Raw genomic sequence first — 12,604 nt, 5'->3', positions numbered from 1 at the left:
CGGCCTTGTAAATCCGGCTTAAGCCAATTCGAGCTGTTTTTCCAAGCTTTCGACCAGTTGGTCGTCCAAATTCAAAGCTTGGGACAAACGGCTCAGGAACACGATTTCCTTGCGCGACAAGTCTGCGCAGACCAATCGGGCCGCCAGATAAGTTTCGGCTGCCAAAGCCTCGTCGCTGCCGACAGAAGCAGCAATTTGCTCGATAGAGGCCGGTTGCGCATATTCCGCCTGCAACCATGCCGCCGTTTCCGTATCGCTGCCGCTTTCACGCTCAATGGCCGCGCGTTCCGCATCGTCAATCAGGCCGTCTGAAGCCGCCGCCGCAATCATTGTTTGCAAAATCACACGGCTGTGGTTTTCACCAATCAGGCCGGCAGGTTGGAACGCACTTTGCGGCAATTCGTCCTGCTGCTGGTTTTGTTTCCAGTTTTGATAGCCTTTATAAGCCAGAAAACCCAAAGCAGCGACCGAGCCGGCTTTGACCAGCTTCTTTGCGTTTTTCTTTTTCAACAGCATCGATGCCAAAGCACCCGTCAGCGCGCCGCCGCCGAAAGAATTGAGCGGGCTGTCCGCCACCGCTTTGCCGCCTTTTTGGGCCGCACCCAAAACCTGATTGAGCAACTGACTGAAATCCATAAAAAAATCTCCTGAAAACCAATACATTGCAAATATAGAGTAGAAACACTCAAAAACCAAGCCAAAGAAAGTTAAAAGGTGCAAACAAGTTTTCAGACGGCCATAGCCGACTTTCGGTACAATCACACCATTCCAAACAATAAATCCCATCATGACCGATACCGCCCAAATCATTACCAGCTATGGCCGTCGCTATATTGTCCGCACCCCCGACGGCCAAACATATGACGCCACCACCCGCAAAAAACGCGTCGATTTCGCCTGCGGCGACCAAGTCCGCATCAGCCCCATCAACGGCGAACAAGTCGTGATTGAAGACTACCTCCCGCGCGAAAGCCTGCTCTACCGCCAAGACGCGTGGAAAACCAAACTGATTGCCGCCAACGTTACCCAACTGCTCATCGTAACCGCCGCCAGCCCCTCACCCAGCGAAGCCCTGTTGCAACGTGCCCTCCTCGCAGCCGAAGCGGCCGGCATTAACGCCGTCATCGTCCTCAACAAAGCCGACCTCCCCGAAACCGCCCAATGGCGCGAGAAACTCAAATTCTACGAAACACTCGGCTACTCCGTGGTCGAAACCAACGCATTGGAAAACGCCGACATCCTGCGTCCCATTTTAGAAGGGCAAACCAACATCCTGCTCGGACAAAGCGGCATGGGCAAGTCCACCCTGACCAACGCCCTACTCGGCAACCAAGCCGCCCGAACCGGCGACATTTCCACCGCGCTCGACTCCGGCAAACACACCACCACCCACGCCCAACTATACGATTTAGACGCAGAAACCCGACTCATCGATTCCCCCGGCCTGCAAGAATTCGGCCTGCACCATCTCCAAGCCGCCGATTTATTGCAATACTTCCCCGACCTGCGCCATCTTATCGGCCAGTGCCGTTTCCACAACTGTACCCACCGCGCCGAACCCGGCTGCGCCGTCAAAGCCGCTGCCGAATCAGGCGAAGCCAAACCCGAGCGCATCGAGTTTCTGCAACGCGTTACCGATGAATTATTGAGATAAAGTTTGAATGGGAATAAGCATTTGGATAAATAAAAAGGCCGTCTGAAAATTTCAGACGGCCTTTTGTTGAAGCATAACCAAATTTACCATTCAACCGGTATCGCTACCTTAGCGGGAAAGAGACGGTGCTTTTCGCGGCGGATTGATCATGAGAAGAACGGCTTCTTCAATTTGTTTGTCCTCCCGATCATGGAGTTCTACCGGAAACTTCAGACGCAACACTGCAACAATAGCGCCAACTGATAAGCCTGCATCATGAAGCAACTCAATTTCTTTAAGTACCGGTGCGGAAAGGTTTAACATGGTTTCTCCTTAAGATTTGATACTTAGCCTACTTTATCCCCGGGCTGTGCGCCTGCGTCAACGTCGAGGAGCTTCAGTTTGCCTTCTGCCGTGGCGGCGGAGAGGATCATGCCTTCGGATACGCCGAATTTTGCCATTTTGCGCGGGGCGAAGTTGGCGACGGCGATGACCATGCGGCCGTTCAATTCGGCAGGATTTGGGTAAGACGCGGCGATGCCGGAGAAGATGATGCGTTTTTCAAAACCGAAATCGAGCTCGAATTTCAAAAGTTTGGTGCTGCCTTCGACGGCTTCGCAGTTCAATACTTTGGCGACGCGCATGTCGATTTTCATAAAGTCGTCAAAGCTGGCCTGTTCGGCGACTTTTTCGTATTTGCTCTCTTTGGCGGCAGGCGCGGCTGCAGCGGCGATGCTTTGTTTGTTGGCTTCGATTAAATCATCCACTTGTTTTTGCTCCACTCGTTGCATGAGGTGTTCGTATTTGTTGATGGCGTGTTCGCCCAAGGTTTCGCGTGTGTTTGCCCAAGTGATGGCTTCCAAATTCAGGAATTTGGCGGCGTTTTCGGCCACTTTCGGCAATACGGGGGCGAGGTAGGCGGTCAACATGGTAAAGGCGTTGATGAGCTCACTGCATACTTCGTGCAGGCGTGCGTCTTGGCCTTCTTGTTTCGCCAGTTCCCAAGGTTTGTTGGCATCAACGTATTCGTTGACAATGTCTGCCAAGGCCATGATGTCGCGCAAGGCTTTGGCGTATTCGCGGCTTTCGTAGCATTCGGCAATGGCTTCGCTTTGCGCAGTCAGTTTTGCCAGCAATGCGCTGTCGGCAACGTCTTTCAGACGGCCTTCAAAGCGTTTGGCGATGAAACCTGAGGCGCGGGCGGCGATGTTGACGTATTTGCCGACGAGGTCGCTGTTGACGCGGCTGATAAAGTCTTGCAGGTTCAAATCGATGTCTTCGATTTTGCTGTTGAGTTTGGCGGCGATGTAGTAGCGCATCCACTCGGGGTTCAGGCCTTGTTCCAGATAGGATTTGGCGGTGATGAAGGTGCCGCGCGATTTGGACATTTTTTGTCCGTCCACGGTCAAAAAGCCGTGTGCGTACACGCCGGTCGGGGCGCGGTGGCCGGAGAAATGCAGCATGGCGGGCCAGAACAGGGCGTGGAAATAGAGAATATCTTTGCCGATGAAGTGGTACATCTCGGTTTGGCTGTCGGCTTTGAAGTATTCGTCAAAATCGATGCCGATTCGGTCGCACAGGTTTTTAAACGACGCCATGTAGCCGACGGGCGCGTCCAGCCAGACGTAGAAGTATTTGCCCGGCGCGTCGGGGATTTCAAAACCGAAATACGGCGCGTCGCGGGAGATGTCCCAGTCGGACAGCGTGGTTTCTTCGCCTTCGCCCAGCCATTCTTTCATTTTGTTGAGGGCTTCTGGTTGCAGATGGGGCTTGCCGTCGTGCGGATTGTTGCCGGAAGTCCATGCTTTGAGGAAGTCGGCGCATTCGCCCAGTTTGAAGAAGAAGTGTTCGGATTCGCGCAATTCGGGTTTGGCACCGGAAACGGCGGAATACGGGTTAATCAGTTCGGTCGGGGAATAGGTGGTGCCGCAGACTTCGCAGTTGTCGCCGTATTGGTCTTGGGCGTGGCATTTGGGGCATTCGCCTTTGACGAAGCGGTCGGGCAGGAACATTTGTTTTTCAGGGTCGAAAAGCTGCTCGATGACGCGGCTTTCGATTTTGCCGTTGGCTTTCAGTGCGCGGTAAATATCTTGGGAAAACTGTTTGTTTTCAGGGGAGTGGGTGCTGTAATAATTGTCGTAACCGATGTTGAAACCGGTAAAGTCGGCGAGGTGCTCTTCGCGCACTTTGGCAATCATGTCTTCAGGCGCAATGCCTTGTTTTTGCGCGGCAAGCATTACGGGCGTGCCGTGGGTGTCGTCGGCGCAGCAGTAGTAGCATTCGTGGCCGCGCAGTTTTTGGAAGCGTACCCAAACATCGGTTTGGATGTGTTCGACCATGTGGCCGAGGTGGATGCTGCCGTTGGCATATGGCAGCGCGGAAGTGACAAGGATTTTGCGTGTCATGGTTTGTGCTTTTAAAAACAATGGATAAAGATGTCGGGAATTATACCGCAAAACAATACGCAAAGGCCGTCTGAAACCTGATTGCTGGTGTTTCAGACGGCCTTTTGAGATGTTCTAGAAAGGTTTTGTTACCCAATACTCATTCCACGCGATTGAGATTGTGCCAATTGTTTTTGTTGCTCTTCATATTCAGAGAGTTGTGCCGTTTGCTGGATTTGATTAAAGCTCTTTTCCGCGGGAATAGATGCAGATAGTCCTATATCCATAGAAGCAAGATTTAATGTAGGATTTCGGTTTCCGATTAGATACTGGTCGTTTTTTACACTAAATAAAGTAAGATCAGTTATATTTTTTGACTGAGCCAAGGCGGTAAGTGCCATCGCGGAATTTTGCAGTTTTTCCTCATTAATAGACAGATTGTTTGTCTTATGATATGTCGTTAGGTGCACCATTGCAGTATTGAAGATCTTTTGGGCTTCGGGGGAAAGGAATTGCGGTTTGGATGAAGAAGCTGCCTGCGTGTATTGAGGTACATCTTCAATGTTTTTTATAGAAGGCAAAATATCATCAGTTTTACTTAGAATATTTTTTTGGCTCCAACTTTGCTTCGGTAAAGGTCGTTCGATTGTTTTATTCAATGGGCTGTGAGGAATAGGATTAGAAATATCTTTTAACTCTTTAATATTTCGAGGAACGCGAATAGCACCTTCATGGTCAACCAGCCCAGTAATATCATTACCATAAACTTGTTTATGGTAAATATCCCCTTCTTTTAAAGCAGTATAGAGAAAATCTACACAGCTATTACTAAAAGCATTATAAAATGAAGAATTAAATCCATGTTTATCAGGGTGTAATCCAAAATCTTTTAAAGCATCATATTGCTTTTTTGTAATTTCCATAGTACGTTCAAGAACAGGGTTTTGATATATATTAAACTCATTATTTACGACTTTTCCTTTCCAAATAGGGAAAGAACTAGTAGGAGCAAACCCCCATCCCATCTGACGATTTCCATCACTTATTGAATAATATACATGCCCTACAGTTGACGTATCTTTTTCTCCACCCTTCAAAGTAGGCGTACCAGGCGCTGCAACATAAATCGTTAATGTATAACGATTTTCCATTTTTTACTCCTAAGATAAAAGTTAGTTAATTTCACGAAATATTTTTTTCAGCCAATATATCTGAAACATGGAGTTGATTATAATTGGAATTCCGCATAAAAAATATATTATTGATATTCCAATAAAGCAGGCATCTTCTTTTTGGAATACACATGTTGTAATCCATATAATTATAGATGGTATTAAAAAAGTTATTAGGAATACTACTTTTCTACCTATAGAATTATCTCTTATTTTAAATATTGAAACAAATATAGCCGTTATTATAGTTGGAATAAAAAACAAATACAGAAAATTTTCTCCAAGGCTAATTAGAAAGTCATGTAAAGCAAGCCGACTACTGGAGTCAAAATTTAATAAAACTGAAATAGATGCTGCCAATAAAAAAGACAATATTGCATTGAATAATACAAAATGCGTAATTACAGCTTTGTACGGATAGTTCTTTAAATCAAGCATGCTGTTATCCTAATAATCAAAAATTTAACTAAATAAGCACTATAATATACTTCGATTTCAGATTGGTTCTTACTCAGTCTTAGTAGTCCTTTCTTTTAACAATGAAGTTACTTTCAAATATTGTTTCAATAGATTCCTCTCTGTTTTATCTTGTTTTTGAGCGGCAAGCATCACGGGCGTACCGTTGGCATACGGCAGTGCGGAAGTGACAAGGATTTTGCGTGTCATGGTTTGTGCTTTTAAAAACAATGGATAAAGATGTCGGGAATTATACCGCAAAACAATACGTAAAGGCCGTCTGAAACCCGATTGCCGGTGTTTCAGACGGCCTTTTATTTATCGGCTGCGTATGGGATTAACCGCGTACGCGTTCGATTTTTGCGCCTACGCCGCCGAGTTTTTTCTCGATGTATTCATAGCCGCGGTCAAGGTGGTAGATGCGTTCGACGATGGTTTCGCCATCTGCGACCAAACCTGCCATGACGAGGCTGGCGGAGGCGCGCAGGTCGGTTGCCATCACGACGGCACCGGAGAGTTTTTCTACGCCTTTGATGTAGGCGGTGTTGCCTTCGGTGGTGATGTCTGCGCCCATGCGGTTGAGTTCGGGAACGTGCATGAAGCGGTTTTCAAAAATGGTTTCCACCACGCGGCTGCTGCCTTCGGCAATGGCGTTCATGGCCATAAACTGCGCCTGCATGTCGGTTGGGAAGCCTGGGTGGACGACGGTGCGTATGTCCACGGCTTTGGGGCGTTGCTGCATGTCGATAGAAATCCAGTTGTCGCCTGCTTCGATGATGGCGCCGGCTTCGGTCAGTTTGTCCAATACGACTTCCATGGTTTTGGGGGCGGCATTGCGCAGGACGACTTTGCCGCCGGTCATGGCGACGGCGCAGAGGAAGGTACCGGCTTCGATACGGTCGGGAACGACGCTGTGTTCGCAGCCGTGCAGCTCTTTTACACCTTCGATGGTCATGGTTGCTGTACCGATGCCGCTGATTTTTGCGCCCATTTTAACGAGGCATTCGGCCAAATCGACGACTTCGGGTTCAATGGCGCAGTTTTCGAGGATGGTGGTGCCTTCGGCGAGCGTGGCCGCCATCAGCAGGTTTTCGGTACCGCCTACGGTCACGACGTCCATGGTGACACGCGTGCCTTTCAGACGGCCTTTGGCTTTGACGTAACCGTGTTCGATGGTGATTTCCGCACCCATGGTTTCGAGGCCTTTGAGGTGTTGGTCAACCGGGCGCGAACCGATGGCGCAGCCGCCGGGCAGGCTGACTTGGGCTTCACCGAAGCGGGCGAGGGTCGGGCCCAAAACCAAGATGGATGCGCGCATGGTTTTTACCAGCTCGTAAGGTGCGCAGGTGTTGTTGACAGTGCCACCGTTGATTTCAAATTCGGAGATGTTGTCGGTCAAAACACGTGCGCCCATGCCTTGCAGCAGTTTTTGGGTGGTTTTGACGTCGGCGAGCATGGGTACGTTTTTCAGGCGTAAAGTGCCGGAAGTCAGCAGGCCGGCACACATCAGCGGCAGGGCGGCGTTTTTTGCGCCGGATACGATGATTTCGCCGTTGAGGGGGCCGTTGGCAGAGATTTTGAGTTTGTCCACAGGATGTCTTTCGTTATTTGTCTGCACGGTTTATGCCGCACAAATGAAATGAGATGGATAATAAGCCACCAATTATAAGGGATTATGCCCTTGCTGTTAGATTTGGCAGTATTAAATTTTCACAAGGTTTGTTTAAGTTGCGAAAGGATAAGATTTCAGGCCGTCTGAACCATTCAGACGGCCTGTTTGCTTATTTTTTGGCTTTGAAGCCCAAAAGGTGTTGCGTGGTGGCCAGCCATGCGCCGAATACGCCCAGCGCGATGACGAAGCCGAATACCAGCGACACTTCGCTAAATGTGAAGAAACGCCAGCCGATGTTCAGACCGTAGGGTTTGAAAATCGCGTCCACCAGCGGCCGTACTTCGGCCAGCAGCCAGGCCGACAAGCCCAAGCTGACGGCGGCGGAGAAAATACTCTGCCACATTGCCTGATAAAGGAAAGGACGGCGGATAAAGGAAGCGGGCGCCCCCAACAGCTTGGTGATTTCCAACTCTTCTTTGCGGCTGAGGATTTGCAGGCGGATGGTGTTGTGTGCCACCAAGACAAAGGCCATGCCCAAAGTCAGCGAGAGGAACCACAAAATCTTACGGATAAATTCGTTAATACGATAAAGGGTCTGTACCCATTCCGTATCCATGGTTGCAGATTCAACGCGCGGCAGTTTGGTAATGTCTTTATAGATGGCCTGCATCTGATCCGGAGAAGTGGCAGGGTCGGGCGTAACGATAAAGACATCAGGCAACGGGTTGCCATCGAGCATGGAAACGAGGTTTTGGTCGAGATTGGTCTGTAATTCTTCCAAACCTTCCTGCTTGCTGATAAAGCGGACTTTATCGATACGGCTGTCGCGTTGGAGCAGGTTTTTTACCGTATCGGCATCAGAACCTGCCGCATCGGTGTCCATATAAACCGTAATTTGCGGCGACTCGTTGAGTTTGCCCAATACGCTTTGTCCGCTTTGGATGCCCAAATACATGAACAGCGGCAAGGTCATGGCAACGGCAAGCATGAGCAGGGTCAGTAGCGTGCCGATGGGTTGGCGCAGAAGCTCTTTGAGCGCGGCGCGCGCCGATTCGACGTGTAACGAGATGTAATGAATCATGCTCATGCGAGGCGTCCTTTCTGCAGGCGCAAGACGCGGTGGCCGTAATCCGTCATCAGCGTTTCATCGTGCGCCGCAACAATCACGGTTGTGCCTGCTTCATGGAAGGTTTTGAACAATTCCATAATATCCAGCGCATAGGCGCGGTCGAGACTGGCGGACGGCTCGTCGGCAATCAGCAGGCTGGGTTGGTGAACCACTGCGCGCGCGATGCACAAACGTTGTTGTTCGCCGCCGGACAAAGTGATGGGCATATCGTTTTCGCGGCCTTTCAAGCCGACTTTCTCAATCGCAATACGCGCGCGCTCTTCAGCTTTGCGCGGCTGGTAGCCGCTAATCCGCAAAGGCAGGATAACGTTTTGCAAGACATTGCGGTCGTAGAGGATTTTGTGGTCTTGGAAGACAATGCCGATATGTTGGCGCATAAAGCCGATTTGATTGTCGCTCAAGGTGCCGAGGTCTTGATTGTTGAACCAAACCTTGCCTTTGGTAGGCTTGGTAATGCCTGAAATCAGCTTCAAAATGGTGGATTTGCCCGAACCCGAATGGCCGGCGATAAAAATCATCTCACCTTTGTTAATCTGGAAACTGACATTTTTCAGGGCTTCGAAACCGCCGGGATAGGTTTTGGAAACTTGTTCGAAACGGATCATGGGTTTTCCTGAAAATAGGGATTCAGACGGCCGGCGTCATCGATAGGGCAACATGCCGTCTGAAAAAATGGGGATATTCACAGATTATAAATATTTCGGCTGCTTTTTGATAGTGAAACCCCGGTTCTGCCTGTGGAGACACTGTCGGTTTGCAACACAAAGTAATATGGTTTGAAAAAAGGCCGTCTGAACGGTTGGGTTTCAGACGGCCTCGGTATCAGCAGCGTAGGTTAAGCACCCTATCCGCTGTTTTATTTACATTTGGTTTTGGCCAAATTCACGGCGGCGGTCAGGCTTTTTTCGTTGACTTCGCCGGTGATGGTTTGTTTGTAGCCGCATTTCGGCGCTTCGACGACAGTAAAGGGCAATACGCCGACGTTGTTGCCGTGGGCTTTCATGAAGTTGCGGCTGTTGGCACCGGTGTAACGCCAAATCGGGTAGCTAACCGGCGTTTGTTTCAGGAACTTGCCGATGTTGTCGGTCGTATCCAGCGCGATGCCGACCATATCGACGCTGCCTTTTTTCTGCGCTTTGTACCATGCGGACATGGCGGGCATTTCTTTACGGCAGGGGCCGCACCAGGTTGCCCACAGGTTGACCACGCGCACGGGGGCTTTGAGCGATTCCAGACTTTGCGGTTTGTTGTCCTGCCAACCTGCCGTTTCGTCGGCGGCAAAGGCCGGTGCAGCGGTAAAAACGGTGGCGGACAGTAGAAGGGCGGTTAAGGCTTTCATGGTTGTATCCTTGAGGTTGCCAATCGAAATTGTGTTTATTGTAAAACGGTTTGGTGGGCATGCCTACCGATTCGTATCAAGATATCAAGTAAAAAGTTTGAGTAAAAATCAGTTGCAGACGATAATAACCGCCATCATTGAATGATTTTGCAATAATACGGAGACTTTCATGCCGTCTGAATTCACACTTTATCACAACCCGCGTTGCAGCAAATCGCGTGCCGCGCTGGCTTTGCTCGAAGAAAAAGGCGTTGCCGCCGACGTGGTCAAATATCTGGATACCGCGCCCGATTTGGCGACTTTGCAGGATATGTTTGCCAAACTCGGTATCGAATCGGTGCGCGGTATGATGCGCACGAAAGATGACTTGTACAAAGAATTGGGTTTGGACAATCCCGATTTGGACAATGCCGCCCTGCTTCAGGCAATCGCCGAACACCCCGCCCTGCTCGAGCGTCCCGTTTTGGTAACGCCTACGCGCGCAGCCATCGGCCGTCCGTTGGAAAACATTGCCGCCCTACTCGGCTGACGGGGTTGGATAAGGCCGTCTGAAGATGATTTCCCTGCTTAAAAGCCGCAATGGTCTGCGATATTACCTGTTTCGCGGCCTTGCTTTGAGCGTTTTGCTGGTGTGCGGTATTTTTTTGAGCGGCACATGGCAGATTTACCGGACAGGTTTGCAAACCTTGCCGAAGGACGTTCATGCCGATGCGGCGGTGGTGTTAGGTGCGGCGGCGTGGGACAAACGCCCGTCGCCGGTGTTCCGTGAGCGTATCAACCACGCCATCACGCTCTACCAAAGCCATCGGGTCGGCAAAATCATTTTCACCGGCGGTACGCCCAAAAAAGGATTTATGACCGAAGCCGAAGTGGGGCGCCGATACGCGCTCAAGCAGGGCATACCGGCGCACAATATCCTATTTGAAAACACGTCGCGCAACACTTACGAAAACCTGCGCAATATCGTCCCCATCATGCACGCCAACGGAGTCGGCAGCATTATCGTTGTCAGCGATCCGTATCATTTGGCGCGCGCCGAAGAAATGGCCGCCGATTTGGGCTTGTCAGATGCGCAGTTCTCCGCCACTCCGACCACGCGCTTTGACGAGCGCAGCAAGAAAGCCAAGTTTCTGATGCAGGAGAGCTATTCTTTGTTTCTCTACCGTATCGGCAAATGGAGCGATGCGGTTTGGAATTGGATAGGTGGTTGAGCCTTCGGTAATCCATGTAAAAGGCCATCTGAATCCTTTAGGTTTCAGACGGCCTAAATGTATGCTTACTTATTGATATTGATTTGCAGCTGCACTGCCAAAAATGACTACAGCTACAGCCAGTACCAGATAGATGACAAACAGAATCAAGGCAGCCTTGAAATAATTGGCTTTATTCGGATTGGTGTTTGAGCCGAATGCCCATACAAACGTCATAACTATATTGACTAGCGGAATCATCAAAATCAAGTTTGTTAGCAACCATTCTTTGATGCTGACGACCGGAGCCTGAGGCTGGTCGATTTGGTTTTGTCCGTTCATACGTACCCAGTAATTTTGTTGAAAGAACAGTAATTATACTCATTAAATCTTTATCGGCATAGCATGTTCAGGCCGTCTGAATCTTCAGGCGGCCTGAGCCTATGATTTTTGCAGCCGCTATTTCAATCGGATGTAAAACGTACCGTCCGGCACGACGGGCAGGTATTTGCGGTAGAAGTCCAGATAGGTCTTGTTTGGGTCTATGTCGGCAAACTGCTGCGGATACAGAGTTTTGGCGATAAATTGCGCGCTGGCCAAATCGGTGAGCGAGCGGGAGGCGGTGTGGTAGATGCCGTAAACGCGTTTGTTTTTGACGGCAGGAATGTCTGCCCAGCCTTTGCGTTTGACAAATCCGGCCAGGCGGCGTTGCGCATCGGCCTGACTGATGCCTATGCCCATCGCCATAATGTCAGGCTTGTCTTTATGGCCGTTTTCCGTCCCCGAAATGACGATGACGTCGGGTTTGGCCGTCAGGAATTTTTCAGGGTTTATCGGTCCCCAGTTTTTAACGTAAGGCGCGGCGATATTGTTGCCGCCTACTGTGTCGGCAATCGCGCCCCACATATCTTTGCCGAAGGTGTAGCTGTATTCGGATGGGCCTTTGTCGCCGAACTCGATATAGATTTTCGGTTTGGACTGCTTGGCGCGTGCGACGCGTTTTTGGATGTCGGCAATGCCTCGGGCGTATTCGGCGGCAATTTTTTGGGCGCGCGCCTGCGTACCGTTGAGTTCACCGAAAATTTCCGCACTGCGCGTGTGCCGCGCGACGGTTTCGGCGTTGAAATCGACCACGACGACGGGTATGCCTGCCGCTTTAATGCGCGGCAGGTGGGTGGCGATGGCCTTATACTGCCAGTCGGCCAGAATCAATACGTCCGGCTTGAGCGCGAGCGTTTTCTCCAGTGAAAACGTGCCGGTGCTGATGTTGCCGATGTCTGCAATGTTTTGCAGCGTAGGCAGCTTCTGTTTGAACATCACCCAGCTGCCGGGATTGAATTTCTCCCAAAACTCACGCGAAATGCCGATGACGTTTTTAAATTTGTCCGCGCCCGTTACCGCGATATAGTCGGGATAGTAAAACGCCAAAACCGCGCGTTTGACAGGGACATCGACTTTGACTTCGCGTCCCAATACGTCTTTGATAGTTTTGATTTCGGCTTGGGCAAAAAGGGGCAGGAGGGCGAGGGCGGTAAATAAAGCGCGTTTGTTCATGAGCGGATACTTTCAAAGAAATGATTATCATTAGTTTTGTTTTCAGGAGAAAAGTTCCCAGACGGTCCTTCTGCGCCGACATTATTTTTAGACGGCCTTACATTGTTTAAACCTTGCCGAAAAAGTAAAATACCT

Annotated in this window: 14 protein-coding genes and 1 pseudogene; 4 read left to right on the top strand and 11 right to left on the bottom strand. The window is 50.1% G+C overall.

Annotated features, from left to right (window positions below; translation table 11 throughout):
• Positions 1 to 18: 18 nt before the first annotated feature.
• The gene (locus ACTHTK_RS05735; protein WP_314059627.1) at positions 19 to 636 is read right to left on the bottom strand and encodes a tellurite resistance TerB family protein; all 618 of its coding nucleotides are present in this window, start codon (positions 634 to 636) and stop codon (positions 19 to 21) included.
• Positions 637 to 787: 151 nt separating this feature from the next.
• Between ACTHTK_RS05735 and rsgA the strand changes: the two genes are divergently transcribed.
• Positions 788 to 1,654, top strand: a complete 867-nt coding sequence (gene rsgA, locus ACTHTK_RS05730; protein ID WP_314059629.1) for a ribosome small subunit-dependent GTPase A — start codon at positions 788 to 790, stop codon at positions 1,652 to 1,654.
• A gap of 108 nt (positions 1,655 to 1,762) precedes the next feature.
• On the opposite strand, the gene ACTHTK_RS05725 is transcribed toward rsgA, so the two are convergent.
• The 3 genes and pseudogenes from ACTHTK_RS05725 to ACTHTK_RS05715 all read right to left on the bottom strand — a co-directional run.
• Positions 1,763 to 1,957 carry a virulence regulator gene (locus ACTHTK_RS05725; protein ID WP_107723907.1) on the bottom strand — a complete coding sequence of 65 codons (195 nt, stop codon included), beginning with the start codon at positions 1,955 to 1,957 and terminating at the stop codon, positions 1,763 to 1,765.
• Positions 1,958 to 1,980: 23 nt separating this feature from the next.
• Positions 1,981 to 4,038 carry a methionine--tRNA ligase gene (gene metG, locus ACTHTK_RS05720; protein WP_107723906.1) on the bottom strand — a complete coding sequence of 686 codons (2,058 nt, stop codon included), beginning with the start codon at positions 4,036 to 4,038 and terminating at the stop codon, positions 1,981 to 1,983.
• A 128-nt stretch (positions 4,039 to 4,166) separates the two neighbouring features.
• Positions 4,167 to 4,577, bottom strand: a pseudogene (locus tag ACTHTK_RS05715) (hypothetical protein); the annotation flags it as partial.
• A 658-nt stretch (positions 4,578 to 5,235) separates the two neighbouring features.
• Here ACTHTK_RS05715 and ACTHTK_RS05710 point away from each other — a divergent pair.
• The gene (locus tag ACTHTK_RS05710) at positions 5,236 to 5,610 is read left to right on the top strand and encodes a hypothetical protein (RefSeq protein WP_107723905.1); all 375 of its coding nucleotides are present in this window, start codon (positions 5,236 to 5,238) and stop codon (positions 5,608 to 5,610) included.
• Between the two features lie 86 nt (positions 5,611 to 5,696).
• Here ACTHTK_RS05710 and ACTHTK_RS05705 read toward each other — a convergent pair whose 3' ends face one another.
• The 5 genes from ACTHTK_RS05705 to ACTHTK_RS05685 form a co-directional block, all read right to left on the bottom strand.
• Positions 5,697 to 5,855, bottom strand: a complete 159-nt coding sequence (locus ACTHTK_RS05705; protein WP_159068473.1) for a hypothetical protein — start codon at positions 5,853 to 5,855, stop codon at positions 5,697 to 5,699.
• Positions 5,856 to 5,982: 127 nt separating this feature from the next.
• Entirely contained in the window at positions 5,983 to 7,236 is a 1,254-nt protein-coding gene (gene murA, locus ACTHTK_RS05700) for a UDP-N-acetylglucosamine 1-carboxyvinyltransferase (RefSeq protein ID WP_049333045.1), read from the bottom strand.
• 190 nt (positions 7,237 to 7,426) lie between these two features.
• Positions 7,427 to 8,344 (bottom strand): permease-like cell division protein FtsX, encoded by a 918-nt coding sequence (ftsX, locus tag ACTHTK_RS05695; RefSeq protein WP_063076502.1) that lies wholly within the window; start codon positions 8,342 to 8,344, stop codon positions 7,427 to 7,429.
• The gene (gene ftsE / locus ACTHTK_RS05690; protein ID WP_107723904.1) at positions 8,341 to 8,991 is read right to left on the bottom strand and encodes a cell division ATP-binding protein FtsE; all 651 of its coding nucleotides are present in this window, start codon (positions 8,989 to 8,991) and stop codon (positions 8,341 to 8,343) included. The genes ftsX and ftsE overlap by 4 nt, the downstream gene beginning before the upstream one ends.
• Positions 8,992 to 9,242: 251 nt before the next feature.
• Positions 9,243 to 9,725 (bottom strand): TlpA disulfide reductase family protein, encoded by a 483-nt coding sequence (locus ACTHTK_RS05685; RefSeq protein WP_049349226.1) that lies wholly within the window; start codon positions 9,723 to 9,725, stop codon positions 9,243 to 9,245.
• A gap of 169 nt (positions 9,726 to 9,894) precedes the next feature.
• On the opposite strand from ACTHTK_RS05685, the gene arsC reads away from it, so the two are divergent.
• Positions 9,895 to 10,254 (top strand): arsenate reductase (glutaredoxin), encoded by a 360-nt coding sequence (arsC, locus tag ACTHTK_RS05680; protein WP_004519164.1) that lies wholly within the window; start codon positions 9,895 to 9,897, stop codon positions 10,252 to 10,254.
• Between the two features lie 25 nt (positions 10,255 to 10,279).
• Positions 10,280 to 10,936: a YdcF family protein gene (locus tag ACTHTK_RS05675; protein WP_107696810.1), complete on the top strand. Its 657-nt coding sequence runs from the start codon at positions 10,280 to 10,282 to the stop codon at positions 10,934 to 10,936.
• Between the two features lie 69 nt (positions 10,937 to 11,005).
• On the opposite strand, the gene ACTHTK_RS05670 is transcribed toward ACTHTK_RS05675, so the two are convergent.
• Positions 11,006 to 11,257 carry a hypothetical protein gene (locus ACTHTK_RS05670; protein ID WP_070814736.1) on the bottom strand — a complete coding sequence of 84 codons (252 nt, stop codon included), beginning with the start codon at positions 11,255 to 11,257 and terminating at the stop codon, positions 11,006 to 11,008.
• A gap of 117 nt (positions 11,258 to 11,374) precedes the next feature.
• Positions 11,375 to 12,469, bottom strand: coding sequence for an ABC transporter substrate-binding protein (locus ACTHTK_RS05665; protein ID WP_440378471.1), 1,095 nt, complete (start codon positions 12,467 to 12,469; stop codon positions 11,375 to 11,377).
• Positions 12,470 to 12,604: the final 135 nt, after the last annotated feature.

Origin of the sequence: Neisseria sp. P0006.S009 (assembly GCF_051962915.1) — a bacterium.
GTDB classification, from domain to species: Bacteria; Pseudomonadota; Gammaproteobacteria; order Burkholderiales; family Neisseriaceae; genus Neisseria; species Neisseria subflava_E.
Note: the sequence above shows the minus strand (reverse complement) of the source record. Positions and strands in the feature narration are given on the sequence as shown.

Coding starts and splice junctions, on each gene's coding strand:
- ACTHTK_RS05670 (WP_070814736.1), bottom strand. CDS start 11,257: ATGAACGGACAAAACCAAATCGACCAGCCTCAGGCTCCGGTCGTCAGC.
- ftsE (WP_107723904.1), bottom strand. CDS start 8,991: ATGATCCGTTTCGAACAAGTTTCCAAAACCTATCCCGGCGGTTTCGAA.
- ACTHTK_RS05710 (WP_107723905.1), top strand. CDS start 5,236: ATGGAGTTGATTATAATTGGAATTCCGCATAAAAAATATATTATTGAT.
- rsgA (WP_314059629.1), top strand. CDS start 788: ATGACCGATACCGCCCAAATCATTACCAGCTATGGCCGTCGCTATATT.
- ACTHTK_RS05725 (WP_107723907.1), bottom strand. CDS start 1,957: ATGTTAAACCTTTCCGCACCGGTACTTAAAGAAATTGAGTTGCTTCAT.
- ACTHTK_RS05705 (WP_159068473.1), bottom strand. CDS start 5,855: ATGACACGCAAAATCCTTGTCACTTCCGCACTGCCGTATGCCAACGGT.
- arsC (WP_004519164.1), top strand. CDS start 9,895: ATGCCGTCTGAATTCACACTTTATCACAACCCGCGTTGCAGCAAATCG.
- ACTHTK_RS05735 (WP_314059627.1), bottom strand. CDS start 636: ATGGATTTCAGTCAGTTGCTCAATCAGGTTTTGGGTGCGGCCCAAAAA.
- ACTHTK_RS05675 (WP_107696810.1), top strand. CDS start 10,280: ATGATTTCCCTGCTTAAAAGCCGCAATGGTCTGCGATATTACCTGTTT.
- ftsX (WP_063076502.1), bottom strand. CDS start 8,344: ATGAGCATGATTCATTACATCTCGTTACACGTCGAATCGGCGCGCGCC.
- metG (WP_107723906.1), bottom strand. CDS start 4,038: ATGACACGCAAAATCCTTGTCACTTCCGCGCTGCCATATGCCAACGGC.
- ACTHTK_RS05665 (WP_440378471.1), bottom strand. CDS start 12,469: ATGAACAAACGCGCTTTATTTACCGCCCTCGCCCTCCTGCCCCTTTTT.
- ACTHTK_RS05685 (WP_049349226.1), bottom strand. CDS start 9,725: ATGAAAGCCTTAACCGCCCTTCTACTGTCCGCCACCGTTTTTACCGCT.